This window comes from Nonomuraea sp. 3N208 (assembly GCF_052245935.1).
Taxonomy (GTDB): domain Bacteria; phylum Actinomycetota; class Actinomycetes; order Streptosporangiales; family Streptosporangiaceae; genus Nonomuraea.
On the sequence record NZ_JBQQBR010000013.1, the window covers coordinates 26,128 to 52,108 of the forward strand.

General features: G+C 70.0%; 27 protein-coding genes. 18 read left to right on the forward strand and 9 right to left on the reverse strand.

Annotation, left to right across the window (positions count from 1 at the left end; genetic code table 11):
• The first annotated feature begins 44 nt into the window (after positions 1-44).
• From ACTWPT_RS20735 to truA, 3 genes are all read left to right on the forward strand, one after another.
• Entirely contained in the window at positions 45-1,061 is a 1,017-nt protein-coding gene (locus ACTWPT_RS20735) for a DNA-directed RNA polymerase subunit alpha (protein ID WP_219469300.1), read from the forward strand.
• Between the two features lie 195 nt (positions 1,062-1,256).
• Entirely contained in the window at positions 1,257-1,784 is a 528-nt protein-coding gene (rplQ, locus tag ACTWPT_RS20740) for a 50S ribosomal protein L17 (protein WP_443179061.1), read from the forward strand.
• Between the two features lie 72 nt (positions 1,785-1,856).
• Positions 1,857-2,735 (forward strand): tRNA pseudouridine(38-40) synthase TruA, encoded by an 879-nt coding sequence (gene truA, locus ACTWPT_RS20745; protein ID WP_443179062.1) that lies wholly within the window; start codon positions 1,857-1,859, stop codon positions 2,733-2,735.
• On the opposite strand, the gene ACTWPT_RS20750 is transcribed toward truA, so the two are convergent.
• The 3 genes from ACTWPT_RS20750 to ACTWPT_RS20760 form a co-directional block, all read right to left on the reverse strand.
• The gene (locus tag ACTWPT_RS20750; RefSeq protein WP_443179063.1) at positions 2,700-4,817 is read right to left on the reverse strand and encodes a hypothetical protein; all 2,118 of its coding nucleotides are present in this window, start codon (positions 4,815-4,817) and stop codon (positions 2,700-2,702) included. The two genes, truA and ACTWPT_RS20750, sit on opposite strands and share 36 nt — an antisense overlap.
• A 100-nt stretch (positions 4,818-4,917) precedes the next feature.
• A complete protein-coding gene (locus ACTWPT_RS20755; RefSeq protein ID WP_443179064.1) occupies positions 4,918-6,054 on the reverse strand; it encodes a hypothetical protein in 1,137 nt (378 codons plus the stop codon).
• 24 nt (positions 6,055-6,078) lie between these two features.
• Complete coding sequence (locus ACTWPT_RS20760) at positions 6,079-6,783, reverse strand: CAP domain-containing protein (RefSeq protein ID WP_443179065.1); 705 nt, start codon at positions 6,781-6,783, stop codon at positions 6,079-6,081.
• A gap of 372 nt (positions 6,784-7,155) precedes the next feature.
• Here ACTWPT_RS20760 and rplM point away from each other — a divergent pair, with 372 nt between their 5' ends.
• From rplM to glmM, 3 genes are read left to right on the forward strand one after another with little or no spacing between them, the layout of a single operon-like run.
• A complete protein-coding gene (gene rplM, locus ACTWPT_RS20765) occupies positions 7,156-7,599 on the forward strand; it encodes a 50S ribosomal protein L13 (RefSeq protein WP_443179066.1) in 444 nt (147 codons plus the stop codon).
• Positions 7,600-7,625: 26 nt separating this feature from the next.
• Positions 7,626-8,147 carry a 30S ribosomal protein S9 gene (rpsI, locus tag ACTWPT_RS20770; RefSeq protein WP_443179067.1) on the forward strand — a complete coding sequence of 174 codons (522 nt, stop codon included), beginning with the start codon at positions 7,626-7,628 and terminating at the stop codon, positions 8,145-8,147.
• Positions 8,148-8,149: 2 nt separating this feature from the next.
• Positions 8,150-9,511: a phosphoglucosamine mutase gene (gene glmM, locus ACTWPT_RS20775; RefSeq protein ID WP_443179068.1), complete on the forward strand. Its 1,362-nt coding sequence runs from the start codon at positions 8,150-8,152 to the stop codon at positions 9,509-9,511.
• A gap of 37 nt (positions 9,512-9,548) precedes the next feature.
• Here glmM and ACTWPT_RS20780 read toward each other — a convergent pair whose 3' ends face one another.
• The 6 genes from ACTWPT_RS20780 to coaA all read right to left on the reverse strand — a co-directional run bounded on the left by ACTWPT_RS20780 (position 9,549) and on the right by coaA (position 15,032).
• On the reverse strand, positions 9,549-10,262 hold the full coding sequence (locus tag ACTWPT_RS20780; RefSeq protein WP_443179069.1) for an ABC transporter permease subunit: 714 nt from the start codon (positions 10,260-10,262) through the stop codon (positions 9,549-9,551).
• Between the two features lie 58 nt (positions 10,263-10,320).
• Complete coding sequence (locus tag ACTWPT_RS20785) at positions 10,321-11,235, reverse strand: ABC transporter ATP-binding protein (RefSeq protein ID WP_443179070.1); 915 nt, start codon at positions 11,233-11,235, stop codon at positions 10,321-10,323.
• Positions 11,232-12,092 carry an ABC transporter permease gene (locus ACTWPT_RS20790; RefSeq protein WP_443179071.1) on the reverse strand — a complete coding sequence of 287 codons (861 nt, stop codon included), beginning with the start codon at positions 12,090-12,092 and terminating at the stop codon, positions 11,232-11,234. The genes ACTWPT_RS20785 and ACTWPT_RS20790 overlap by 4 nt, the downstream gene beginning before the upstream one ends.
• Complete coding sequence (locus ACTWPT_RS20795; protein ID WP_443179072.1) at positions 12,085-12,993, reverse strand: ABC transporter ATP-binding protein; 909 nt, start codon at positions 12,991-12,993, stop codon at positions 12,085-12,087. The genes ACTWPT_RS20790 and ACTWPT_RS20795 overlap by 8 nt, the downstream gene beginning before the upstream one ends.
• Before the next feature lie 40 nt (positions 12,994-13,033).
• A complete protein-coding gene (locus ACTWPT_RS20800; protein WP_443179073.1) occupies positions 13,034-13,960 on the reverse strand; it encodes a DUF389 domain-containing protein in 927 nt (308 codons plus the stop codon).
• A 169-nt stretch (positions 13,961-14,129) separates the two neighbouring features.
• Positions 14,130-15,032 (reverse strand): type I pantothenate kinase, encoded by a 903-nt coding sequence (coaA, locus tag ACTWPT_RS20805; protein WP_443179276.1) that lies wholly within the window; start codon positions 15,030-15,032, stop codon positions 14,130-14,132.
• 133 nt (positions 15,033-15,165) lie between these two features.
• On the opposite strand from coaA, the gene ACTWPT_RS20810 reads away from it, so the two are divergent.
• The 12 genes from ACTWPT_RS20810 (at position 15,166) to tsaD (ending at position 25,763) form a co-directional block, all read left to right on the forward strand.
• Positions 15,166-16,575 (forward strand): PhoX family protein, encoded by a 1,410-nt coding sequence (locus tag ACTWPT_RS20810; protein ID WP_443179074.1) that lies wholly within the window; start codon positions 15,166-15,168, stop codon positions 16,573-16,575.
• Between the two features lie 13 nt (positions 16,576-16,588).
• The gene (locus ACTWPT_RS20815; RefSeq protein WP_443179075.1) at positions 16,589-16,939 is read left to right on the forward strand and encodes a holo-ACP synthase; all 351 of its coding nucleotides are present in this window, start codon (positions 16,589-16,591) and stop codon (positions 16,937-16,939) included.
• Positions 16,940-16,948: 9 nt separating this feature from the next.
• Positions 16,949-18,400 carry an NAD(P)H-hydrate dehydratase gene (locus ACTWPT_RS20820; protein WP_443179076.1) on the forward strand — a complete coding sequence of 484 codons (1,452 nt, stop codon included), beginning with the start codon at positions 16,949-16,951 and terminating at the stop codon, positions 18,398-18,400.
• A gap of 235 nt (positions 18,401-18,635) precedes the next feature.
• A complete protein-coding gene (gene alr / locus ACTWPT_RS20825; RefSeq protein WP_443179277.1) occupies positions 18,636-19,763 on the forward strand; it encodes an alanine racemase in 1,128 nt (375 codons plus the stop codon).
• Between the two features lie 14 nt (positions 19,764-19,777).
• Entirely contained in the window at positions 19,778-20,830 is a 1,053-nt protein-coding gene (locus tag ACTWPT_RS20830) for an alpha/beta fold hydrolase (protein ID WP_443179077.1), read from the forward strand.
• Positions 20,831-20,850: 20 nt separating this feature from the next.
• Positions 20,851-21,285: a tRNA (adenosine(37)-N6)-threonylcarbamoyltransferase complex ATPase subunit type 1 TsaE gene (gene tsaE / locus ACTWPT_RS20835; RefSeq protein WP_443179278.1), complete on the forward strand. Its 435-nt coding sequence runs from the start codon at positions 20,851-20,853 to the stop codon at positions 21,283-21,285.
• Between the two features lie 209 nt (positions 21,286-21,494).
• On the forward strand, positions 21,495-22,145 hold the full coding sequence (locus ACTWPT_RS20840; protein WP_443179078.1) for a hypothetical protein: 651 nt from the start codon (positions 21,495-21,497) through the stop codon (positions 22,143-22,145).
• A gap of 4 nt (positions 22,146-22,149) precedes the next feature.
• A complete protein-coding gene (locus ACTWPT_RS20845; protein ID WP_443179079.1) occupies positions 22,150-22,689 on the forward strand; it encodes a class F sortase in 540 nt (179 codons plus the stop codon).
• Positions 22,686-23,606, forward strand: a complete 921-nt coding sequence (locus ACTWPT_RS20850; RefSeq protein ID WP_443179080.1) for a phosphotransferase — start codon at positions 22,686-22,688, stop codon at positions 23,604-23,606. Before ACTWPT_RS20845 ends, ACTWPT_RS20850 begins: the two co-directional genes overlap by 4 nt.
• A 45-nt stretch (positions 23,607-23,651) precedes the next feature.
• The gene (gene tsaB, locus ACTWPT_RS20855) at positions 23,652-24,296 is read left to right on the forward strand and encodes a tRNA (adenosine(37)-N6)-threonylcarbamoyltransferase complex dimerization subunit type 1 TsaB (RefSeq protein WP_443179081.1); all 645 of its coding nucleotides are present in this window, start codon (positions 23,652-23,654) and stop codon (positions 24,294-24,296) included.
• A gap of 11 nt (positions 24,297-24,307) precedes the next feature.
• Positions 24,308-24,739 (forward strand): ribosomal protein S18-alanine N-acetyltransferase, encoded by a 432-nt coding sequence (rimI, locus tag ACTWPT_RS20860; RefSeq protein WP_443179082.1) that lies wholly within the window; start codon positions 24,308-24,310, stop codon positions 24,737-24,739.
• Positions 24,732-25,763 carry a tRNA (adenosine(37)-N6)-threonylcarbamoyltransferase complex transferase subunit TsaD gene (gene tsaD / locus ACTWPT_RS20865; RefSeq protein WP_443179083.1) on the forward strand — a complete coding sequence of 344 codons (1,032 nt, stop codon included), beginning with the start codon at positions 24,732-24,734 and terminating at the stop codon, positions 25,761-25,763. Before rimI ends, tsaD begins: the two co-directional genes overlap by 8 nt.
• Positions 25,764-25,981: the final 218 nt, after the last annotated feature.

Consider the following 25,981-nt stretch of genomic DNA (forward strand, 5'->3'; position numbering starts at 1 on the left):
GCGTCATATAGCGGGCGCCACACGAAAAAAGGGGAGAACCCGCCATGCTGATCGCTCAGCGCCCGACTCTTCTCGAAGAGTCGATCGACGACACCCGGTCCCGATTCGTCATCGAGCCGCTGGAGCCGGGCTTCGGCTACACCATCGGCAACTCGCTGCGCCGCACGCTGCTCTCGTCCATTCCGGGCGCGGCCGTGACGAGCATCCGCATCGAGGGCGTGCTGCACGAGTTCTCGACCGTTCCCGGGGTCAAGGAAGACGTCACCGACATCATCCTCAACCTCAAGGAGCTGGTCGTCTCCTCCGAGCACGACGAGCCGGTCGTGATGTACCTGCGTAAGCAGGGCCCGGGTGAGGTCACCGCCGCCGACATCGCGCCGCCGGCCGGTGTCGAGGTGCACAACCCCGAGCTCCGCATCGCCACGCTCAACGGCAAGGCGAAGCTGGAGATGGAGCTGACGGTCGAGCGTGGCCGTGGCTACGTCTCCGCCGCTCAGAACAAGCAGCCGGGTCAGGAGATCGGCCGTATTCCGATCGACTCGATCTACTCCCCGGTGCTCAAGGTCACCTACAAGGTCGAGGCGACCCGAGTCGAGCAGCGTACCGACTTCGACCGCCTCATCCTCGACGTCGAGACCAAGCCGGCCATGAAGCCCCGCGACGCGGTGGCCTCCGCCGGTAAGACCCTCGTCGAGCTCTTCGGCCTGGCCCGCGAGCTCAACGTCGAGGCCGAGGGCATCGACATCGGCCCGTCGCCGACCGACGCCGCTCTGGCCGCCGACCTGGCGCTGCCGATCGAGGAGCTCAACCTCACCGTCCGGTCGTACAACTGCCTCAAGCGTGAGGGCATCCACACCGTGGGTGAGCTCGTGGCGCGCAGCGAGCAGGACCTGCTCGACATCCGCAACTTCGGTGCGAAGTCGATCGAAGAGGTCAAGCAGAAGCTGCACGAGATGACGCTGGCGCTCAAGGACTCCCCGCCCGGGTTCGACCCGAGCGCGGTGGCCGGGGCCGGCTATGACGACGACGACAGCGCTTACGTCGAGACGGAGCAGTACTAGACACATCCCGCGCTATCGTCTCCGCGCCTTTCTGAGGGCTGAGGTCCCTTGGGGAGGAGAAGACCGGCGAGGAGTCGTCGGTCTTCTCGGGCGTGGGGTGTGCGGGTGAAAGTAACGGTGTCGCGCGTTCGCGGCGCCGGCCCGACCCCGGTACCTGGTACGGCCGGGGCGGGTTAATCCACAAGGAGAGATGAAATGCCCAAGCCCACCAAGGGTGCACGTCTTGGCGGCAGCCCGGCGCACGAGCGGCTGATCCTGGCCAACCTGGCCACCGATCTGTTCCGCCACGGCAAGATCCGTACGACGGTCACGAAGGCCAAGCGCCTGCGTCCGCTGGCGGAGCGCCTGATCACCAAGGCGAAGAAGGGCGACATCCACAACCGTCGCCAGGTCCTGACCGTCGTCAAGGACAAGGGCGTCGTGCACCACCTGTTCACCGAGCTCGCGACGACGTTCGCCGAGCGTCCCGGTGGCTACACCCGCATCACCAAGATCGGCCCGCGTAAGGGCGACAACGCCCCGATGGCGGTCATCGAGCTGGTGACCGAGCCGCTGAACGCCGTCACCACCCGCCGCACCGAGGCTCCCGCCGCCGCCGCGGCGCCCGCCGCGGAGGAGACCGAGGCTCCCAAGGCTGAGGAGGCCGAGGCCGCGGAGGCTCCTGAGGCCGCTGCCGAGGAGGCTCCGGCCGCCGAGGCTGAGGCGAAGAAGGACGAGGCCTGATATTTCAGGCTGAATGAATCGGGCCCGGACCCCTCGGGGGGTTCGGGCCCTTTTCGGTTAAGGAGGATCATCGTGGTACGGCTCCGCCTCGACCTCGCGTACGACGGGACCGACTTCTCCGGGTGGGCCAGGCAACCCGGGCGGCGCACGGTCCAAGGCGAGATCGAGCAGGCGCTCGGCCGGATCCTGCGCCTCGGCGAGCCCGCCATGTTGACCGTGGCCGGGCGCACCGACGCCGGCGTGCACGCCCGCGGTCAGGTCGCCCACGTGGACGTGCCCGACGGGTCGCTGGCCGAACTGGACGGGAACCGAGGGCCGCTCAGCGTGGATGAGCGGCTCTCTGCGCTCGTGCGACGGCTGGGTGGGGTCATGCCACCCGATGTACGGATTTATCGGGTCTCCGTGGCTCCTGAGGGCTTTGACGCACGGTTCTCGGCGACGTTCCGGCGGTACGCGTACCGGGTGAGCGACGCCGTCGGCGGCGTCGACCCGCTGCGACGGCACGAGGTGGTCTGGCACAACCGCCCGCTGGACCTGGACGCGCTGAACGCGGCGGCGGCGCGGCTGATCGGCGAGCACGACTTCGCGGCCTTCTGCAAGAAGCGCGAGGGGGCCACCACGATCAGGGAGCTGCAGCGGCTGGAGTGGGTACGCGAGCCGGACGGCGTGCTGGTGGCCACCGTCGTGGCCGACGCTTTCTGCCACTCGATGGTGCGGGCGCTGGTCGGCTCGCTGCTGGCGGTCGGCGACGGGCGGCGGCCGGCGGAGTGGCCCGGGGAGGTGCTGACCCGGGCAGTACGCGACTCCGGGGTGCACGTGGCGCCCGCCCACGGGCTGTGCCTGGAAGAGGTCGGCTATCCGCCGGAGCCGGAGCTGGCCGCGCGGGCCGAGGCCACCCGGCGCGTACGGATGCTGTCACCCCTTGGTGGCGCGGCGCTCCAGGACGAGTGAGGTCTGGTCGCGGAACGCTCCGCTGACCTTGGTCAGCGTCTTCTCCTTGGCCGCCGGAGTGTGGCCGTCGGCGTGGGTGGCGTAGCTGAAGACGATGTACCGGCCCCACACCAGGCCGGCCGCGTAGCCGCCGGCGATGTGTACGCGCTCGCCGCCTGACCCGTCCGCTCCGGGCAGAGGGCGGAACCAGACGTTCTTGGCGAGGTTTTTCGCTTGGTCGACGGCCGTGGCCGCGTCCTTGGTCGGGAGCACGGCGATGCCCGTGGTGACGGCGTAGCGGCGCTTGTTGTCGACGTATGTGGCGCGTAGGACGCGGCTGCACTTCTGCTCTTTCAGCGCCTCGGCGAAGGCGCCTGCCGCGGCCTTGTCGCAGGTCGTCTCCACGCTGGCCTTGACCCGGGTGAACGTGGTGCCCGCCGCGCTGACCTTCTTCTTCGGGAACGCCTCCGACAGCGACAATTTCTGCGGGTCGGTCTGCTCGGAATTGAGCACGGACGCGCCGGGCGGCTCGGTGGGCGTCGCCTCTGGTGCTTCGGCGGGTGGTTGCGTGGACGGAACGGCGCTGCCGGGGGCGGCGGCCGTGTTGGGGGTGGGGTTGCTCACCGTTTGAAAGGCGAAGAAGCCGCCGGTGGCCACCCCGGCCAGGGCCAGCGCGCCCAGCGTCACCAGGAGGGCTCGTTTGCTCGTGCCTCGAGGCGCCGGGGGAGGGGGCGGGGTCTGGAACGGTGGTTGTTTGAACGCTCCAGGCGGGAAGGCCGGGCCGCCGCTTTGGGGCTGCGTGGGCAGGTCCAGCGCGGTCGACGGCCTCTGGCCCCAGGTGTCCCGGGAGAACGGCAGGTCCGGGAGTTTCTCGGTGACGGGAGGATGGGGCGGCCAGACCGGTACGTCGCCTGGCTCCGCGGGGCGGGCGGTTGCCGGGGTCGGGGCGTTGGGGTCGAAGCCGTGGGCGGCGGTGGGGTGGGGCTGGTCGCGCTTGGCCGCCTTGGGGTCGAAGAACTGGGCTGGGTGCTTGGTCTCGCCAGAGGCCGGTCGTGAGGTGTCCTCGTGGGCGACGGGGCGGGTGTCCTCGCGCTCCGGCGCGATGGGCGCGGCGAGGGGGACGGTCGCCCGCTGCAGGGCGGTGCCCTCGTCCGGCGTGCCCTGCTGCGGTGCGTCGTCGTGTGGCGTGCTTTGAGCGTCCTGCGGCGCGCTCTGCCGCTCGATGGCGCTCGCCTGCCCGGCGGTCGTCTGAGGAGCGGCTGGTTGCGCACCACCCGGCTCAGCGGCGCCAGGGACTCCATTGCCCGGCTGATCGGGTCGCTGCTGGGCGGCTTCCTGTCGTGCGGCCTCAGGGTCGAAGTAGTGGGCCGGCCTGGTGGGGCCGTCCGGCTGGGTGGCGTTCGGGTCGAAGGGTGGGGTGTCCGGCACGTCGGCGTCCGGCTCGGCCACCAGTTCGCCCGTGGCGGCCGGCCACGGTGGCAAGGCGTGCGGATCCGAGATGGGGCCTGGCCACACCGGCATGCCCGCCGCTGCGGCGGTGAACGCGGGCGGCGGCTCCCACGGCGGCGCACCGGGCACGACGGGATCAACGGGCCAGCGCGGCAGCTCCCGCCCGGGCTCCGCCTGCGATGGCCCGTTCCACGGTGGTGCCTGGCCTGCCCAGGGGGTCTCCGGCTTGGCCGGCGCCTGCGCGGACCAGGGGATGCCGGCGGCTGGGCGGTGCTCGGCCGGCGGCGTGTGGCCGGGGTCCGAGGGTCCCTCCGGTGCGTGGTCCGCGCGGGTGGAACCGGTCGCCGGAGGGCGGGCGAGGGCGGGGTCGGTGTCCGTGTGGTCGGCGAACCAGTCGTAGGGCGCGGCGTCGTCGCCGGGCACCTCCCACGGCTGTGCGTCCTCACGCACCGGCTCGGGCAGCTCAGGCGGCGGTCCGTTGGGCACGGGGACGACGGACAGGGTCGCGTCGTCCTCCGCCTCATCGAAAGGTGGGAACGCCGGTGGAACGTCTCCCCCGTTGGTCTGGCCGAAGCTCGGCGGTGGCGTCGCAGGTCTGGCCGAGTCGGCGGCCTCCCTGTGATCGTGCTCGGACCCGGGTTCCTGACCACGCATAGGGCGAGCCTAGCGAGAGTAGCGAGATCGTTATGTCGGTATGGGCGTTCCCGAAGGCATCCGGCATCCCGTTTGGGGGCTTAAGGCATGTAAAGCCGGGTTACGTCAGTGGGCTGCCGGTCAGCGTACGGTTATCCAGGGCCTTGAACACGGTGGCCTGGGTGATGTCGTCGATGGCCTGGAAAAGCCGCTTGGAGCCCTTCTTGTCGGGCTTCGTGCCGTCCTTGTTCTGGAACCAGACCATGATCGCGTAGTGCCCGTGCGTCCAGATCTTGGTGCCGCCGCTGCCCGAGCCGAGGAACTTGGTGACACTGTCCTTACCCGACAGCGGCTTCACGTAGTTCTTCTCGTCGCCGCTCTTGGCCACCTTGCCCGCGGTCTTGCCGGTCGTGAGGTTGGCCACGCCGACCGTGCCGATCACCTTTCCCTCCTTGTCACGGAAGCTGGCCCGGACGAGCTGGTTGCACTTGCCGTCCTTGAGCGCCTTCTGCAGCTTGTCGCCCAGGGCGCCGTCAGTGCACTTCTTGTCCTTGCTGGTGATCGTCATCTCGTAGGCCCGGCCGGAGACCGTGAGCTTCTTCTTCGAACCGAAGATCTCCTTGACCGTGATCGCCTCGGGGTCCGTGGAGCGGGACTCCGCGAAGCCGTACTTGCCGGGCGGAGCCGATGGGAGCGGCGCGGACGTCCGGCGGGCGGTGGCGGTCTCGGCGGTGCCGGCGCCGCCGGCGTTCCACATCACCGCGATGCCGCCGCCGAGCAGCCCGAGCACCAGCACACCGCCGATGGTGAACCACAGCGGCGCGCGCGAGCGCGGGCCGTCGTCGTACGGGCTCCAGCCGATTCTGCTCTGCGGCGCCTTCTCGGAGTCGCCGGTGGGTCCGCCGGTGGGTCCGCCAGTGGGTCCGCCAGTGGGTCCGCCAGTGGGTCCGCCGGTGGGTCCGCTGGTGGGCGCTTCCTTCCGGGAACGGGCGCGGGAGCGGCGCGAGGGGGTGGCCGTCTCCTCCTTCGGGGCGCCTTCCGCGCCGGGCGTCTGCGGGGCACCCTCGAAACCGGCGCCGCCCTGCGGAGCGCCTCCAAAGCCGCCCCCCTGCGGGGCGCTTCCCATTCCATTCGCGGGCGGGGCGCCTCTCATGCCGTTAGCCTGCGAGGCGCTTCCCATGTCGGTCCATGGCGGCGCGCTGCCCATCCCGTAGGGGGCGCTGCCCGTGCCGTTCTCACGTTCCTCGGGAAAAGCCATGCGGCGACATTACCGTGATGAGCGTCATTGGGTTCCGAAGTCCTGAGTCCACCATGGGCCGTTCGGGCCGGAGGCGACGCCGACGCCGATGGCCTTCAACCGGCAGTCCAGGATGTTCTTGCGGTGGTCGCGGCTGCCGAGCCAGCCGCGTATCGCCTCCTCAGGGCTGTTGTATCCGGCGCCGATGTTCTCGGCGGCGCCGTAGCGGTAGCCGGCGCGCTCCATACGGTCCCACGGGGAGGCGCCGTCGGGGGAGTTGTGTGTGAGCTGCCCCATCCTGGCCATCTCCAGCGAGTGTGTACGCGCCGAGCGCATGAGCCCTTGGTCGACCCTGAGCGGCCCGCAGCCCTGCTTGGACCTGGCCGAGTTGGTGAGGGACACGACCTTGGACGCCATGCCGGGGATCACCGCGACGGACGACTGCTCGCCGAGGAACGTCTGGGCGGGGTCGTCCTGGGAGTCGAAGCCGGGGATCTGGCCGTCGGACGTCTTGCCGGTGGGCTTCGGGGTGGCCGCGCCACGCGGGACCCTCTTGGTCGTGACCTCTCGCGGCACGCTCTCCAGCTGCTGCAGGGCCTTCTTCGCGGCCGTCGGCGCGGGGTTGGCCGTGGCGGCGGCGGGCGGGGCGGTTCCGTTGAGGTAGATGTGCGGGTTCGCTTGGGGATCGTCGGTCAGCCGGCCGATCAGCACGCCGGTGAACAGGACGGCCGCCATGAGGCAGGTCAACACGCCCAACTGACTCCGGCGCCGAGCGCCCCGCTGGGTTGGCCGGGTGTGAGAGTTCTGCCACATACCGCAGCCAACGATAGAGATGTCTGGTCCTGAGAAAGAAGAGGTCCCAGGGAAACGAAATCGAACCGTTCTGCGGTCGGGTAGACTCATGCCAGGTTACCGGTCTTTTGACCAGCGCGCCTGTGTGCAGGTAGCCTAATCGTTCGTTGTGTGCATAGGTCCAGCGTGACCAATGCGCGGCGCGTCCGGCGTCATCTCCCATCCTGAGGAGACGGAAGGTCCGGGCTGCCGTGTGCCCGCACCGACCGACCAAATGTAGCTGTCGCATCCGACAGCGCCGAAGACGCGAGCATAAAGAAGGCTACGACCGTGCGCACGTACTCACCGAAGCCCGCCGACGTTCAGCGTCAGTGGTACGTCATCGACGCGACCGATGTCGTGCTGGGCCGGCTGGCCAGCCACGTCGCGACCCTGCTCCGCGGCAAGCACAAGCCGATCTTCGCCAACCACGTCGACACCGGTGACTTCGTCATCGTCATCAACGCGGACAAGATCGCGCTGAGCGGCAACAAGCTTGAGCAGAAGAAGGCTTACCGCCACTCGGGCTACCCGGGCGGTCTGCGTTCCGTCTCGTACGGCGAGCTCATGGAGAAGCGGCCGGACAAGGCCGTCGAGAAGGCCGTCAAGGGCATGCTGCCCAAGAATTCCCTCGGCCGGAAGATGATCAAGAAGCTGAAGGTCTATGCGGGTTCCGACCACCCGCACCAGGCCCAGCAGCCGGTGCCGTTCCAGATCACCCAGATCGCCCAGTAGTAGTTCGAAAGAGTTAGAGGAGAACCGTGGCTGAGCCCACCGGTGTCGAGACGGTCGTCGAGGCCGAGCTGGAGGAAATCTCCAGCGAGGACTTCCCGTCCGAGTACACCACCGAGTCCGCCGCCAGCGCCGAAGCGCCCGTGCGTAAGCCCGTCACCACGGGCAACTCGTACGGCACCGGCCGCCGCAAGGAGGCGATCGCGCGCGTGCGCATCGTCCCCGGCACCGGCAAGTGGACGATCAACGGTCGTTCGCTGGACGCCTACTTCCCGAACAAGGTCCACCAGCAGATCGTCAACGAGCCCTTCGTGGTGCTCGGCGCCGAGGAGGCGTTCGACGTCATCGCGCGCATCGACGGCGGCGGCGTGACCGGCCAGGCCGGCGCGCTGCGCATGGGCCTGTCCCGCGCCCTGTCGGTCCTGGACGTCGAAGTCAACCGCCCGCCGCTGAAGAAGGCCGGCTTCCTCACCCGTGACGCCCGCGCCACGGAGCGGAAGAAGTACGGCCTCAAGAAGGCCCGTAAGGCTCCGCAGTACAGCAAGCGCTAACGTTGGCGCGCCTTTTCGGCACCGACGGGATACGCGGGGTCGCGGGTCGCGACCTCACGGCCGAGCTCGCCATGGACCTGGCGGTCTCGGCGGCTCACGTCCTCGGCGATGCAGGCGCGTTCGCGGCCACGGGATCCAGCCGTAAAAGCAGGCCCGTGGCCGTCGTAGGCCGGGACCCGCGTGCCTCGGGAGAGTTTCTCGAGGCCGCAGTGGTCGCCGGCCTTGCGGCGTCCGGAGTGGATGTGCTGCGCCTCGGCGTGCTGCCCACCCCGGCTGTCGCCCACCTCACGGCCGCGCTCGGCGCCGATCTCGGCGTCATGTTGTCGGCGTCGCACAACCCGGCGCCGGACAATGGCATCAAGTTCCTGGCCAGGGGCGGCTTCAAGCTGTCCGACGCGGTCGAGGACGAGATCGAGCGGCGGCTCGGCGAGGAGTGGACCTTCCCCGTCGGCTCGGGCGTGGGTCGCGTGCGGGACGCGTACGGCGAGGCCGACCGCTATATCTCGCACGTGCTGACCACGATGAGCGCCTCGCTTGACGGCCTCAGCGTGGTGGTCGACTGCGCTCACGGCGCTGCCCACATGGTGGCCCCTGAGGCGCTGGTCCGCGCGGGTGCCAGGGTCGAGGCCATCGGCGCCAGGCCCGACGGCCTCAACATCAACGCCGCCCACGGTTCCACTCATCTGGACAAGCTCCAGCAGGTGGTCGTGTCGCGCGGTGCGGACCTGGGCGTGGCCTACGACGGCGACGCTGACCGCTGCCTGGCGGTCGACCACACGGGTGCGATCATCGACGGCGACCACATCATGGCCATCCTCGCCGCGTCCATGCACGACGAAGGTGTGCTGGCCAAGGACACCGTGGTCGCGACCGTGATGTCCAACCTGGGCTTCAAGCTGGCGATGCGCGATGCGGGCATCACCGTGGTGGAGACCGCGGTGGGGGACCGCTATGTGCTCGAACGCATGAAGTCCGACGGCTACAACCTGGGTGGCGAGCAGTCGGGTCACGTCATCATGCTGGACCACGCCACCACCGGCGACGGCCTGCTCACCTCGCTCCAGATGCTGGGCGTGGTGGCCAAGTCAGGCGTGCCGCTGAAGGAGCTGGCCTCGGTGATGACGCCGCTGCCGCAGATCCTGATCAACGTCAAGGACGTGGACAAGGGCAAGGCCTCCGTGCCCGAGCTCGCCGAGGCCGTGGCCCTGGCCGAGGCGGAGCTGGGCGAGACGGGCCGGGTTCTGATCCGGCCGAGCGGCACCGAGCCCATGATCCGCGTCATGGTCGAGGCCGCGTCGGAGGAGCACGCCACTCAGGTGGCGGGCCGCCTCGCGGACGTGGTCCGCAAGGCCTGCGCTTCCTGATCGGGTACGGCACGTTCGTGTGCCGTACCCGATCTTTTTATTCGTCGCCGGTGAGTGAGAAGGCGCGCAGGCGCAGGCCTGCCCAGAAGACGCCGCCGAGGGTGACGACGATCAGCGCCGGGACGGCGAAGCTCAGCGTGACGTCGGCCTTGAGGAACGGCGAGGCCGAGATCTGGTCGGCGATCGTCGTGCCCCAGTGCTGGATCGAGAACTTGCGCGCACCCGTGATGAAGCCGCCGACCACGGTCTCCCACACCAGGGCGTAGATGACGCCGATCGTGACCGCGTGCCGGGTGACGACGCCCAGCAGCAGGAAGACGGCGGCGTAGGCGATGCCGGCCACCAGGGCGCCCAATGCGAAGCCCGCGGCGATGCCGTCCTCGTTGCTGACCAGGAGCCAGGCCGCGAAGTACGTCGGCACGGCGCCGAACAAGGCCAGCACCGAAGCCGCCACCAGGAACTTCGTCTGGACGATCAGCGGGCGGGAGATCGGCTTGGACATCAGGTGGATGATGGTGCCGTCGTCGATCTCCGGGGCGATGACCCCGGTGCCCGCGATCACGCCGAGCAACGGCAGCACGGTGCCGATGGCGAATTTCATGAGCACTACGGCCGTGTCCTGGTCGGCCTCGCCGAGGAGGCGGAACAACACGGCCAGGCCGACGAGGGCCAGGGGCAGCAGGAGGAGCAGGATGATCCGGCGGCGGCCCAGCAGGGCGCGGTAAGTGATGCCGGCGACCACTGTGTTCATTGCCTCACTCCGTTCGGCGCTCGGTCGCCATATGCCGTCGCACTCCCTCGCGGGTTCATCAGGTGCTCCGGTTGATCAGGTAGGAGAAGACGCTCTCCAGGTCCTCGTCCGCCGGGGAGACCTGGTGCAGGCGTACGCCTTCCGCCTGGGCGAGCTTGGGCAGGAGCCGGGCGAAGCGGCGGAACTCGATGGCCTGGACCTCCAGGCCGTCGGAGCGGAGCGTGATGCCCCCGGCCGAGTGGTCGCGGATGAGGGCGGCGGCGAGTTTCCTGTCGTCGCTGGAGCGGATCATGAACAGGTGCGGCCGGTCGGTCATCAGCCGCCTGATCTCCCGGAAGTTGCCCGACGCCGCGTGCCGCCCCGCCATCAGCACTTCGATGTGCTGGGCGACCCGCTCGACCTCCTCCAGGATGTGGGAGCTGAACAGGATGGTCTTGCCGGCCGTGCCCATGGCGCGGATCAGGTCCATCAGGTGCAGGCGCTGGCGCGGGTCCATGCCGTTGAACGGTTCGTCGAGCAGGAGCACCGGCGGGTCGTGGACCAGCGCAGCGGCCACTTTGACGCGCTGGCGCATGCCCTTCGAGTACGTCTCCACACGCCGGTCCTTCGGCTCCTCCATCTCGACCGTGGCCAGGGCCTTGCGGGCGGCCTCGACCGGGTCGGAGAGGCCGTGGAGGCGGGCGGCGGAGAGCACGAACTGCCAGCCGGTCAGGAACCCATACACACCCTCCCGTTCCGGGACCAGGCCGATATTTCGGTAGATGTGGTGGTTCTTCCAGACTGTGGTGCCGTCCATCGTCACCGTGCCGCCCGACGGCGACAGGAACCCGGCCATCATGTGCAGGAGCGTCGATTTGCCCGCGCCGTTGGGCCCGAGCAGGCCGGTGACGCCAGGGCCGATCGTCATCGTCACGTCGTTGACCGCCACCACGTTGCCGTACCAGCGGGACACCTGCGAGAGCTCGATCTTCATTGCGCGGCCGCCTTCCTGTAACGCAGTGCGAGAGCGGCCAGGCCGATGCCGATCAGCACCACCAGGATCACCGCCGAGGCGGGGCCGTTGGGGTAGCCGCTGCCTTCGATGGAGTGCGGCGGCGTGTTGAACAGCCAGGACTGCACGGAGTCCACCAGCCAGAACGGGTTCAGCAACCATGCCCAGGCGGCACCCGACTCGTTGCCCGAGGAGTACAGCGCGCCGTAGACCATCGGGACCGACGCCGACGACAGCAGGTAGACGACGATCACCGAGGCCACGCCGAGCCCGCGCCGCGGCGTGAACGAGGCCAGCGCCAGCCCGAACGCCGCGAGCAACAGCGCCAGCACCAGGGCCATGGCGATGGAGCCGACGTATTCACCGGTGGCCGGCGGCCCCGGCATGTCCACGACGACCTCGCCCACGTAGACCAGCGTGAGCGGCACCGCGACCAGCAGGAACAGCGCCACGGTCATCGCGGCGACCTTGGCGACGACGTACTCGGTGATCGAGACGGGGCGCGACAGGTAGAGCGGCAGCACGCGGAACCGTAGGTCGGGCGCGACGACGGTGGGGGCCTGCGAGGCCAGGAAGATCGCCACCACGGCCTGCATGAGGACCGCGAAGCCGCTGTACTGGATGATGCGCTGCTGGGCCAGGGCCATCGTGGCGATGCTCACGACAGCGGGCAGCAGCATGATGACGAACAGCGCGAACGGCATGATCTTGCTGCGCGCCGGCCGGCCGAGTCCGAAGACGCCACGCAGGCTGTGCAGGGTCAGCGCCCTGGTCGAGTAGCCGCGCCCGAGCCGGGGGCCGTCGTAGTGGCGGTAGCCGATGTCGTAGATCTCAGACACCCGCGATCTCCTCCCTGAAGACGTCCTCGATGCGGTGACGTCCCTGTTCCAGGCGGATCAGGCAGAGGTCCAGGTCGGCGGCGGCGTCCCTGATGGCGTCGTAGGTCTCGGGCCCCAGCACCTTGACCACCAGCATGCGGCCCTGCTGCGAGACCGTCTGCCCGGCCTCCGTCAGGCGCGCGGCCAGCGGCTCCATGCCCTCGTCGACTTCGACCGTGACCGTCTGCGTGGCCTGCGTGAACTCGCCGATGGCCGAGGAACGCAGCAGCCGCCCGGCGTCGATGATGATCACGTGGTCGCAGATGCGCTCGAGCTCGCCCAGCAGGTGCGAGGTGACCAGGACGCTGATGCCGAACTCGGTGCCGATGCGCCTGATCAGCATGAGCATCTCGTCGCGGCCGCGCGGGTCGAGGCCGTTGGTCGGCTCGTCGAGGAAGATCAGCTTGGGATCGTGGACGAGGGCCTGGGCCAGCTTGACACGCTGCTTCATGCCCGTCGAGTAACCCCCGATGGGCCGGTAGCGCTCTTCGGCCAGGCCGACGTGGCGCAGCACGTCGGCGGCGCGCTCGCGGGCGGCCGTACGCGGCAGCCCGGACATCTGTGCGAGGTGGACGACCAATTCGGTGGCGGAGACGTCGGGAGGCAGGCATTCGTGCTCCGGCATGTAGCCGACGAGCCTGCGGATCTCGGCGCCCTGGGCGGTGACGTCCAGATCGAGCACGCGCGCCGCGCCGCCGGTGGGCGGCAGCAGGCCGAGCAGGATCTTGATCAGCGTCGACTTGCCCGCGCCGTTCGCCCCTACCAGTCCGGTCACTCCGGGTCCCACGGTGACCGAGAGCTGGTCGACCGCGGTGACGGTGGGGAAACGTTTGGTCAGCCCCTCGGTGGCGAGGATGTGCATGTGCCGGACCCTACCTGGGCGGTCAGGGCCGTGGCCTCGGTCATAGGGATGAACGTCGTCCTACTTGAGGCCAGAATCTGCGCTGGATCGCGAGCGTCGCCGTGCCCGAAAGGATCATTCCGGCGATGTTGACCGCGAGTTGCCCGACCGAGGGTCCGACCTCCAGCCAGTGGCCCAGCGCCAGGGCGACGGCCACGTAGCCGGCGGCGGGCACCGTGGTGACCGAGATGAAGACGCCGACCAGGGCCGACGACTTGCCTGCCGTGATCGACAGCACACCGGCCGTGCCGGCCAGCAGCGCCACGATGAACGACCATTTGTCGGGTTTGACGATGAACTGCACCTCCGCGTTCGTGACGAGGTTGGCGTCCCCGATCCAGCCGAGCCAGGTGGACACGAACGCGCACGCGAAGGTGATCGCGATGGCCACCGCGAACCCCACGGCCAGGGTCCTGAGCGAGGTCGTGATCAGGCCCCATCGGCGTTGCAGCAGGCCGAAGCAGATGGCCGCGACCGCGCCGAACTCCGGCCCGAGCACCATCGCGCCGACGATCAGGATGGGCGAGTTCTGCAGGATGCCGATGCCGGCAATCTGTGTGGCGACGGCTAGGAACACCAGGTACGCCCACGTGATGCGGGAGTCGGCGGAGACCCGCTGCGCCAGTTCCTCCCAGATCACCGCGTCGTCGGGCTCGCCCGGCGCCTCCTCGACGGCCTCCTCTGCGACCTTCGACAGCGAGAGATCGATCTGCTCGATGGCGATGGAGCCCTCGGTCTCCAGCCACTTGAGCCGGCCGATCACCTCATTGGCCGACTCCCTGGCCGCGTCGCAGAGGATCACATCGCCCTTCGGCTCGCGGGCGGCACCGGGCAGGACGACGATGTTGGTGATGCCGGGGCAGTCCTCCAACACCGCCGTCACCTCATCGGTGCGCGTGGGCGGGCTGATCATACGCAGATGTAGCACTCGCCCATTGTTGTCCATCGAACGTTGACACCGTATTGATGCACGTATCCGAGGCTGCCTCACATGATCCGGTACAGATGCCACGAACATGGTGAGGGCTGCTGGTTCGCTGACGTCGACGACCAGGAGTGCGGGGGCAGGTTCGCCCGTTACCTGTTCGAGGAGGCGTTCAGGTTCGGCGAAGCCGCACCCGCCGGACCGAGTGATCGGCACCCTTCTGCAGCACGAGGTCGGCGCGGCCTCTCGTGGGGGCGATGTTCTCGACCAGGTTGCGCTCGTTGATGTCGCGCCAGACGTTGACCGCGAAGGTGGTGGCCTCGTCGTAGGACATGTCCGCGATGTGCCGGAAGTATGACTTCGGGTCCTCGAAGGCGGTCCGGCGGAGCTTGTGGAAACGTTCGACGTACCAGGTGCGGATGTCCTCGACCTTGGCGTCGACATAAATGGAGAAGTCGAAGTAGTCGTTGACGGCGAGGGAGGTCGGCGGGGCGGGCTGGAGGACGTTGAGGCCCTCGATGATCAGGATGTCGGGACTTTTCACGGTCTGGGCGGCACCGGGAACGATGTCGTACTCGAGGTGGCTGTACACGGGGGCGTGGATCTCCGCCGCACCCGCCTTGACCTCCGCCACGAACCTGACCAGCGCCCGCCGGTCGTAGCTCTCCGGGAAGCCCTTGCGATGCATGATCCCTTTGGCCTCCAGCACCGCGTTCGGGTAGAGGAAGCTGTCGGTGGTGATCAGCTCCACGTGCGGGTGCTCGGGCCAGCGGGCCAGCAGCGTGTGCAGCAGCCGCGCCGTCGTCGACTTGCCCACGGCGACGCTGCCCGCCAGGCCCAGGATGTAGGGGACACGCTCCTCGGGATGTCCGAGGAACGCGCTCAGCACGCTGCTGCGTTGCTTGGATCCGGTGAAGTGCAGGTTGAGCAGCCGGGTCAGAGGCAGGTAGATGTCGGTGACTTCGTTGAGATCGATGGGGTCGTCGACGCCGCGCAGCTCTTCCAGCTCTTCTGCGGTGAGAGTCAAGGGCGTGTTCTTGCGGAGCTCGCTCCACCGCTCCCTGCTCAGTTCCACGTAGCCGTTGTTCACCTAGGCAGCGTAGCGATCGCCGACAAACCGGCCGTCGGGCGGGGTGTGTCCACAAGCTGTGGATAAAGACGTGGGATTACCGAGACTCAGTTCGGGGAAAGGGATACCGTCTCCGGTTGTGGATCGTCGACGCTTCATCACGAATGTGGTGGCCGGCATTGCCGGGCCCTTTGCTGGGGTCGCGTGCGCCGGAGCGCAGGGTGGGGCCAAACCGGCGCCGGGCGGGTACGGGCCGCTGCGTCCCGTACGCGACCTGCGTGACGGCAAGGTGAGGCTGCATCTGCCCGAAGGGTTCAAGTACCGCTCGTTCAGCGCCGCGGGGGAGAAGTTCAGCGACGGGTCGACCGTGCCGGGCCGGCACGACGGTATGGCGGCGTTCTCCGGTCCCGGCGGCAGCACGATCCTGATCCGCAATCACGAGGTCAACGGGACCGTCGGCGCGTTCGGTGACAAGAACAGGGCCTACGATCGGATGGCCGGCGGCGGCACGTCGACCTTGCGCGTGACCCGCTACGGCGAGGTGACCAAGAGCGCGCCGTCGCTCAACGGCACGATGATGAACTGCTCGGGCGGTCCCATGGCGTGGCGGGCCTGGGTGAGCTGCGAGGAGACGGTCAACGGGCCCGACGTGGCCGACGACTTCGCCGGCGGCGACAACGCCAGGCTCACCGAGAAGCACGGCTACATCTTCGAGGTCCCGGTCGGCCGCGCGGCCACGGCCAGGCCGATCAGGTCGGCGGGGCGCTTCCCGCACGAGTCGGCGGCCTTCGACCCGTCGTCGGGCGCGATCTACCTGACCGAGGACAACTTCGGCTTCCCCTCCGGGTTCTACCGCTACCTGCCGCCGAAGCACCCGGTCCTGGCCGGGAAGCTGCTCGACGGCGGCCGGCTGCAGATGCTCGCCGTCAAGGGCGCCGAGCGCAAGGACCTGTCCCTGGGGCAGGAGCCGGGCGCCGCGTACGCCACCGTGTGGGTGGACATCGACGACCCCGACCCCGACTTCCGCGGCAAGCCGTCCAACGACGAGGTCGTGCAGGCCGTCGGCCGGCAGGGCCGGGCCCAGGGGGCGGCGATCTTCTCCAGGCTGGAGGGCGCGGTCTTCCACCAGGGGACGGTGTACTTCGTCTCCACGCAGGGCGGCGACACCGATCCCGCCGACCCGCCGCCGTCGGGGTTCGGCAAGGGCCGGGGGCAGGTGTGGGCGTACGAGACGTGGAGCGGCCGGCTCAAACTCGTCTACGAGTCGCCGCGCTCCTCGGCGCTCGACCTGCCTGACAACGTGACGGTCAGCAGGCGCGGCACGCTGGTGTTGTGCGAGGACGGCGAGGGCGCCAACTACCTGCGCGGGCTCACCCGGGCGGGGGGAATCTTCGACTTCTGCCGCCTGGAGCCGATCCCCGACGACCCGGGCGCCGAGTTCGCGGGCTCCACGTTCGGGCCTGGCGGCCACACTCTGTACGTCAACGTCCAGGCCAAGCAGGGCAGGTCCATCGCGATCTGGGGCCCGTGGGAACGCGGCCTGTTTTAAGTAACCTGGGACGGTGATCCTGGGTATCGGCGTGGACGTCGTGGACATCGCCCGCTTCGAGGCGGCGCTCGAACGTACGCCACAACTACGCGAGCGGCTGTTCACCGAGGTCGAGCGGCCGCTTCCGGTGCACTCGCTGGCCGCCAGGTTCGCCGCCAAGGAAGCCGTCGCCAAGGCGCTCGGCGCGCCCAAGGGGTTGGGGCATCTGGAGGCGGAGGTGCGCTGCGACGAGCTGGGCAAGCCGGAGCTGCGGGTCACCGGCAAGGCCGCCGAGGTCGCCTACGACCTCGGGGTCAAGCGCTGGCACCTGTCGCTCAGCCACGACGCAGGTGTGGCCGTGGCCTATGTGATCGCGGAGGGATAGCTTCGGATCATGCGCACTGCCTACACCGCCGACCAGATCCGGGACGCCGAGCACGTGCTCATGGCGAAGCTGCCGCCGGGCACGCTCATGCAACGGGCCGCCGCCGGGCTAGCCGCCGTCTGCGCCGACCTGCTCGGCAGCGTGTACGGCAAACGCGTCGTGCTCCTCGTCGGCAGCGGCGACAACGGCGGCGACGCGCTCTACGCCGGCGAGCGCCTGGCCAGGCGCGGGGCGTGGGCGGGCGCCATCCTGGCCGGCTCCAAGACGCACCAGGCAGGCCTGGCGGCGTTCAAGGAGGCCGGCGGGCGGGTCGTCGACCGGGCGGCGCTCGAGCGGGCCGACCTGATCATCGACGGGCTCGTCGGGATCGGGGCGACGGGAGCGCTGCGGGAGCCGTACCGTGAGCTCGTCCAAGAGGCGAATGCCGCCCGCGGCCCGATCGTCGCGGTGGACGTGCCGAGCGGCGTGGACGCCAGCACCGGGCAGGTGGAGGGCACGGTCGTGCGCGCCCGTGTGACCGTCACCATGGGCGCCTTCAAGACAGGCCTGCTCGTCGATCCCGGCGCCGCCTGCGCGGGGAGGGTCGAGCTGGTGGACATCGGGCTCGGGTCGTACCTGCCCGACCCGGACATCGCCGCGCTGACCGACGGCGACGTGGACGACCTGCTGCCGCGCCCAGGCAAGGAGTCGGACAAATACCGCAGGGGTGTGCTGGGCGTCGCGGCCGGGAGCGATTTGTACACCGGCGCCGCCGTGCTCGCCGTGGGCGGGGCGCTGCGTGCCGGGGCGGGCATGGTGCGTTACGCCGGACCGGCCGCGCCCGTGGCGCAGGTGCGCGCGCACTGGCCGGAGGCGGTGATCACGCAGCTGGAGCGGCCCTCCATCGAGGACGTCGGGCGGGTGCAGGCCTGGGTGCTCGGGCCGGGGCTCGGCACCGACGACTGGGCGCACGAGCTGGCGGCCAGGGTGCTCGAATCCCAAGTGCCCGTGCTGATCGACGCCGACGCGCTGACGCTGGTGGCCAGGGAACGCTCGCTGCTGTTCCGCAGCGCGCCGGTGCTGGTCACGCCGCACGCCGGGGAGCTGGCCAGGCTGATCCGGGCCGACCGCGACGACATCGAGGCCGCCAGGGTGGAGCACACCCGGCGGGCGGCCGCCGAGCTGGGCGTGACCGTGCTGCTCAAGGGGTCGACCACGCTGATCGCCGAGGACTCCAGGCCGGTACGCGTCAACGGCACCGGCACGTCCTGGCTGGCCACCGGCGGCACCGGCGACGTGTTGTCCGGCGTGGCGGGCGCGCTGCTCGCCCAGGGGCTGAGCTGCTACGACGCCGGGGCCTGCGCAGCGTACCTGCACGGGCTGGCCGGCCGCATGGCCGCCGACGGCGCCCCGCTGGCGGCGGCCGACGTCGCCACGGCGATTCCCGCGGCCATCCGCGCGGTGAGCACCGACAACAACTGACGGCCTTCACGGCCTACCTCCTAGACCGGCCCTCTTGGCGTCCGGGCCGACGCATACGGCGGGCGCGCACGGCACAGGCCGCCATGCTGCGGGGGCGGGGCGGCTGGCGGCGAGAGCGCGTCCAGGGCAGAGGCGGGGCGGGGCGGGGGCAAAAGTTGCGGGTCAGGGGCGTGAGCGGTGGGAATCGCGCTCGACCACACGTCTGAGCTGCCACACTAGAAGGATGCACTCCCCGATGGCCACGCCCGCTCAGGCTCGGGTGGACCTGGCCGCGATCAGGCAGAACGTGGCCCTGCTCAAGGAGCAGGCGGCCGGTGCCGAGCTGATGGGCGCCGTCAAGGCCGACGCCTACGGGCACGGCCTGGTGCCGTGCTCGACGGCCGTGCTGGAGGGGGGCGCGAGCCGGCTCGGCACCGCGTTCGTCAGGGAGGCGCTGGAGCTGCGTGCGGGTGGCGTGACCGCGCCGATCCTGGCCTGGCTCATCACGCCGGACGAGCCGCTCGATGAGGCGCTGGCGCAGGACGTCGAGCTGTCCGCCGCCGACGAGCGGCTGCTCGACGAGATCGCCGCCGCTGCCCGGCGCACAGGACGCACCGCGAAGCTGCACCTGGAGGCCGACACCGGCATGAGCAGGGGCGGCTGTCCGCCCGCCGCCTGGCCGGCGCTGCTGGCCAGGGCCCTGGAGCTGCGGGCCGAGGGCGTCATCGAGATCGTCGGCCTCTGGTCGCACTTCGCCTGCGCCGACATCCCCGGTCATCCGTCGATCGAGCAACAGCTGGCGGCGTTCGAGACCGCGCTGAAGCTGGCCGAGCAGGCAGGTGCGGCCGGCTCCCACGTGATCAGGCACATCTCCAACTCCGCCGCCATCATGACCCTCCCCGACGCCCGCTACGACCTGGTCAGGCCCGGCATCGCGATGTACGGCCTGAGCCCGATCCCCGAGCTGGGCGACTTCGGCCTCCGGCCGGCCATGACGCTCACCGCCCAGGTCGGGCTGGTCAAGCGGGTCCCCGAGGGCTCGGGAGTGTCGTACGCGCACCTCTACGTCACCGACCGCGAGACCACGCTCGGACTCGTCCCGCTGGGCTACGCCGACGGCATACTCAGACACGCCACGGGAAGGGCCGAGGTGCTGGCGGGCGGCCGCCGCAGGCTGATCGCCGGACGGGTGTGCATGGACCAGTTCATGATCGACATGGGTGACGACAAACTGGCGGCGGGCGACGAGGTCGTGCTGTTCGGCCCCGGCGACGGGGGCGAGCCGACCGCTCAGGAGTGGGCGGATACGCTCGGCACGATCACGCATGAAATCGTGACGAGGATCGGCTCGCGAGTGCCGCGGGTTTACGAGGGTCGGGCATAAGAAGGATCGGGGAGATGACGACGACAACACGGCGCAGGGTAGGGATCGCCGGCGCGCTCGTCGGCGCGGCGTCCGCAGGCGTCGCGGCGGCGGCGCTGGCCAAGCGCTACGCGGTCGGCCGGATCAGGCTGCGCCCCGACACCGAGGCCAGCGAGCCGTTCGGCGAGCTGCGGGGCAGGGAGCGCACGCTCGTCACCTCTGATGGGGTGGCGCTTCATGTCGAGATCGATGGCCCAGACGACGCACCGTTGACTGTGGTGCTCTGTCACGGCTACTGCCTCAGCCTGGAGTCCTGGCACTACCAGCGCAAGGACCTGCGCGAGAACTACCGCATCGTCCTGTGGGACCAGCGCTCGCACGGCCGCTCCCAGCGCGCCGGTGCCGATGACAGCACGATCGACCGGCTGGGCGAGGACCTGGCCGAGGTGATCGAGGAGTTCGTGCCCGGACCGTGCGTGCTGGTCGGTCACTCCATGGGCGGCATGACGATCATGGCGCTCGCCGACCGCCGCCCCGAGCTGTTCGGCGAGAAGATCCGCGCCGTGTCGCTCATCTCGACCTCGGCGGGCAAACTGGCCGAGCTCACGCTGGGCCTGCCGGCGATGGTGTCCAAGGTCGTGCACAAGGTCGCACCCTCCACGGTGTCGATGCTGGGCAAGCGGGGCGCGCTGGTCGACAGGACCCGCCACGCGGGCAGCGACATCGCCTTCCTGATCACCCGCTACATGGGCTTCGGCGACTCCAAGAACATCAGCCCCACCGTCGTCGACTTCGCCGAGTCCATGATCAGGGCGACGCCTACCGAGGTGTTCGCCGACTTCTACCCTGCGCTGATGAACCACGACAAGCTGTCTGCGCTGCACGTGCTCGATCCGGTCCCGACCGCGATCATGGTCGGCGACCGGGACTGGCTGACCCCGACCGACCACAGCAAGGCAATGGCGGCCGCCCTGCCCAAGGCCCAGCTCACGGAGGTGCCCGACACCTCGCATCTGATCCAGCTCGAGCGTCCTGGAGTCGTCAACGACGCGCTGCGCGACCTGATCAAGCGGGTGGAGCAGGAGTGAGAGCCGCGACCGCCGAGGACATGCGCGCGTACGGCGCCCGCCTGGCGGCGGTCCTACGCGCCGGAGACCTCGTCGTGTTGTCCGGGCCGCTCGGCGCCGGCAAGACCACGCTCGTGCAGGGCCTCGCCGAAGGGCTCAAGGTACGCGGCCCCATCACCTCGCCCACGTTCGTGATCGCCCGGGTGCACCCGTCGCTGCGCCAGGGCCCGCCGCTGGTGCACGCCGACGCCTACCGGCTGGGCGGTGACCTGGAAGTGGACGATCTGGACCTGGACGCCTCGTTGGAGGACTCCGTCACGGTCGTCGAGTGGGGCGAGGGCCTGGTCGAAGGCCTGTCCGAGGACCGGCTGGAGGTCCACATCGACCGCGAGGCCGGCGATGAGGCCAGGATCGTGACGTTGCGCGCCGTCGGCCCGCGATGGGCCGACACGCCGTTTGATCGGCTAGAAGATTAAAATCTCGATCAATCCCCGGCAAAGCTGGCACTCTTGACGTACCAGGCCAATGATGTAAATCATGATCGTTGGCTAGGGATTCGCCCAGATTTTCTGGGTATCAGGAGGGGCGACATCCACGAATTGGGTGGATGCTGGTGGCAAGACGGCAAAGTGGGGTGCGGCCGGTGCTCAGGGTCAGGCGAGTCGCGTATGCGGGAGCCATCGTCATGGTCGGTCTGACGACCGGCTGCACGGCCTCGGCCGAAACCACACCCACAGCCACACCGACACCCACAGCCACCGGCACGGCCACCAGCCCGGGTGCGACCCCCACAGCCACTCCCACGACGGCCAGCCCGCGGCCGAGCGTCACCCGGCCCACCATCCAGGTCCAGCTCAACCCCGACCGCGTCACGGCCGGCCAGACTTCGACGGTGTGGATCCTGGCCAACTGCCCCCTCCCGAGCGGCGGTCCCGCCCACACCGGCACCGCGACGTCCACGGCGTTCGTCAGCGGCGCCACGCTCGACCCGGTCCCCTCGGGTGCGAGCTCCCCCACGCCGACCGCTGCCGCGGGCGGCTCGCCCTGGGTACGCGGCTCGGCGCAGGTCGGGGGAACGATCAAGCGCGGCACGTACACCGTCAACGTCAAGTGCGACGGCACCAACGACATGGGCACGGCCCAGCTGCGGGTCGTTTCGGGCGAGGCGCTGCCGACCAACGTGCCGACCAGGGCGCCAAGGGCCGGCGGGGGCGGCACGTACGCGCAGGACGCCAGCGACGAGTCCTCGATCCCGCTCGGCCCCGCGGGCGTGCTGATCGCCCTGGCACTGGCCGGCGGCATCGCCTTCGCGGTCAAGCGGCGCAACCGGGCATAACACGATGGCCCGCCCAGGACGGGTGGTGCTCGCAGGGGCCGTGACGGGTCTGCTGCTGTTCGCGTTCGGCCGGGGCATGCAGCAGACCGGCTCCACTCCCGTCGCGAACGTCGTACCCGAGAGCATCGACATCCCCTCCATTGACGTCGAGGCCCCGCTGATGAAGCTCGGCCTGGAGAAGAACGGCGATGTCGAGCTGCCGCCGTACGAGAAGCCCAAGGTCGCCGGTTGGTACTCGGGCAGCGCGGTGCCCGGCGAGAAGGGCGCTGCGGTGATCATCGGCCACGTGGACACCAAGACCGCGCCGGCCGTGTTCTACAAGCTCAGGCAGTTACGCAAGGGCGAGACGGTGAAGGTCGAGCGCAGTGACGGCAAGACCGTGACGTACAAGGTCGACTCGATCGAGCAGGTGCACAAGGACAGCTTCCCGACCAGGCGCGTGTACGTCGAGGACGGGCTCAAGCTGGTGACCTGTGGCGGCAAGTTCGACTACGCCAAGGGCGAATACCTGGACAACATCATCGTCTACGCTTCGCAGGTATGAGCCATCCGCCTGCGTCCGGCACGCGTGTGCCCTGGCATGACGTGCATCCGGAGGTGCGCGCGGCCGTGGAGGAGTTCCTCGGCGGGCGGGTGGTTGAGGCGAGCACCCAATCGGGCGGGTTCTCGCCGGCGGCCGCTGTTCGGCTGCGTACCGAGGGGGGCAGGCGCGCCTTCGTCAAGGCCGTCGGGCCCGAGCCGAACCCCGACACCCCGGGCATCTACCGGTCCGAGCTCAAGATCGCTGCTGCCCTGCCCGAGTCTGTGCCCGCGCCCCGGCTGCTGACCGGGTTCGAGCTGGCGGGCTGGGTGGTGCTGGTCTTCGAGGACGTCGAGGGCGGCCATCCGGAGCTGCCGTGGCGGCGCGACGAGCTCGAGCGGGTGCTGGAGGCCGTCGGGAGCATGTCGGCGGCGCTCACGCCCACCCCGATCGACGCGCCGACGGTGGGAGAGGTCTTCGGGGCGAAGTTCGACGGCTGGCGCAAGCTGACCCAAGAGGACACCGGCGGGCTCGATCCTTGGGCGCTGCGCCATCTTGACGAGCTGGTCGAGCTGGAGTCCGATTGGGTCGCCGCCGTGGCGGGCGACAGCCTGGTCCACGCCGACCTGCGGGCCGACAACATCCTGCTCACCGACGACCGGGTCTACATCGTGGACTGGCCGTGGGCCTGCGTGGGCGCGCCCTGGTTCGACCTGGTGGCCATGTTGCCGTCGGTCGGCATGCAGGGCGGGCCGCCGCCGCACGAGCTGCTCGACGACCCGGACCCGGCTGTGACCACGGTTGTCGCGGCCGTGGCCGGCTATCTCGTGCGCCAGGGCCGCCAGCCGGACCCGCCGGGGATCCCCACCGTGCGGCAGTTCCAGCGGGCGCAGGGCGTGGTCGCTCTGGATTGGCTGCGGCGGCGTACGGGCTGGTCCTGAGGATACGGCCGGGTGAGAGCCGCCCTGCAGGTAGGCTAATCAGTCGTGCTGGTCCTGGCCTTTGATACCGCGACGCCTGCCGTCACCGCCGCGCTCCACAACGGCGAGCGGGTGCTCGCCGAGTCCACGACGATCGACGCCCGGCGTCACGGCGAGTTGCTCGTACCCACCATCGAGCTGGTGCTGGGCGAGGCGGGGGCGGCGCTGCGCGACGTGACCGCCATCGTGGCGGGCAGCGGCCCTGGTCCTTACACCGGGCTTCGTGTCGGGCTGATGACCGCGCAGGGTCTGGCCACGACGCTGGGCGTGCCCGCGTACGGCATCTGCACTCTCGACGCGGTCGCCTACGGTAGCGGCCTTGCCGAGCCGTTCCTGGTGGCCACCGACGCGCGGCGCAAAGAGGTCTTCTGGGCGCGTTATGCGGACATGCGCTCCAGGCTCGACGGTCCCTTCGTGGACCGGCCCGCGCAGGTGCCGGTCGAGGGGTTGCCGGTCGTGGGAGCGGGTGCGGACCTTTATCCCGATGTATTCCGGCAGAACGACGCTCCCCTCTACCCCTACGCCGGCGCTCTGGCCTCGCTCGCGGCCGAGCGGCTCGCGGAAGGCACGCCGCTCGACCCGCCGCGCCCGATCTACCTGCGCCGGCCCGACGCCGTGGTGCCAGGGACGCCCAAGCGGGTGACGGCGTGAAGCTCCGGCCGATGACCGACGCCGACCTGCCGGCGGTCATGGAGATCGAGCGGGCCACGTTCCCGCTCGACGCGTGGAGCGAGGGCATGATGCGCGGCGAGCTGGCCGACATGCCGCGCTCGCGCCACTACGTGGTGGCGCTGGCCGACGACGAGATCGTCGGCTACGCCGGGCTCGCCGCCGCGGCCGACCAGGCCGACGTGCAGACCATCGCGGTGCTGGAGAAGCACCAGGGCACCGGCATCGGCAGCGCGATGCTGACCGAACTGCTGGCCGAGGCGCGCCGCAGGGGAGCGCGGGAGATCTTCCTCGAGGTACGCGCCGACAACCCGCGCGCTCAGGCCGTCTACCGGCATTTCGGATTCGAGGAGATAGGCACCCGCCGCCGCTACTACGACGACGGCACCGACGCGATCATGATGAGAAGGAACCTGGATGGCTGACGAACCACTGGTCCTGGGCATCGAGACGTCCTGCGACGAGACTGGCATCGGCATCGTCAGGGGCCACACGCTGCTGGCCAACACCATTGCCTCCAGCATGGAAGAGCACGCCAGATTCGGCGGCGTGGTTCCCGAGGTCGCCTCCCGCGCTCACCTGGAGGCCATGACACCGACCGTGGAGGCCGCGCTGGTCGCGGCCGGGCTGAAGTTCGCCGACATCGACGCCATCGCCGTCACCGCCGGCCCTGGGCTGGCGGGCGCGCTGCTGGTCGGGGTCGCGGCGGCCAAATCCTATGCGCTCGGCCTCGGCGTCCCGCTCTACGGCGTCAATCACCTGGCCGCCCATGTCGCCGTCGACCAGCTGGAGCATGGGCCGCTGCCCAAGCCGTGCATCGCCATGCTGGTCTCCGGCGGCCATTCGTCGCTGCTGCTCGTGCCTGACGTGGCCGAGGACGTGATCTCGCTCGGTTCCACCGTGGACGACGCGGCGGGGGAGGCGTTCGACAAAGTGGCACGGGTGCTGGGGCTGCCGTTCCCCGGTGGTCCGCACATCGACCGGGCCGCCCGCGAGGGCTCCGGCACGGCGATCGCCTTCCCGCGTGGCAAGGTCGACGACGGCACGCTCGACTTCTCCTTCTCCGGTCTCAAGACGGCGGTGGCTCGCTGGATCGAGGCCCGCGAGACGGCGGGCGAGTCCATCCACGTGCCGGACGTGGCCGCCTCCTTCCAGGAGGCCGTGGTCGACGTGCTGACCCGCAAGGCGCTGCAGGCGTGCCGGAAGTACGACGTGGCGGATCTGCTGATCGGCGGCGGCGTGGCGGCCAACTCACGGCTGCGGGCGCTGGCCCAGGAGCGGTGCGACGCGGCCGGGGTGCGGCTGCGGGTGCCCCGTCCCGGCCTGTGCACCGACAACGGGGCCATGGTCGCCGCGCTGGGCTCTGACCTGGTCGCGGCCGGCGTCGCGCCCTCGAGCCTGGAGATCCCGGCCGACTCCTCCCTGCCGATCACCACGGTCCACGTCTGACGCCTGCACGCCCTCACCGGACCTGCCGCGCAGGGCGTGCGTCTTCTCCTTACGCCCTCATGCGTGCGCTCTCATGCGTGCGCCCTCAACCGCCACGCCCTCAAGCGGGCGGCCCTCACCGCACGCGCCTACCCGGCGCGCCGCGCAGTGCCCGCTGGGCGTGCGGGGCGTGCCGGCCGTGCCCGCGGTGCCGGGCGTACGGCGTGTTACCCCTGAGG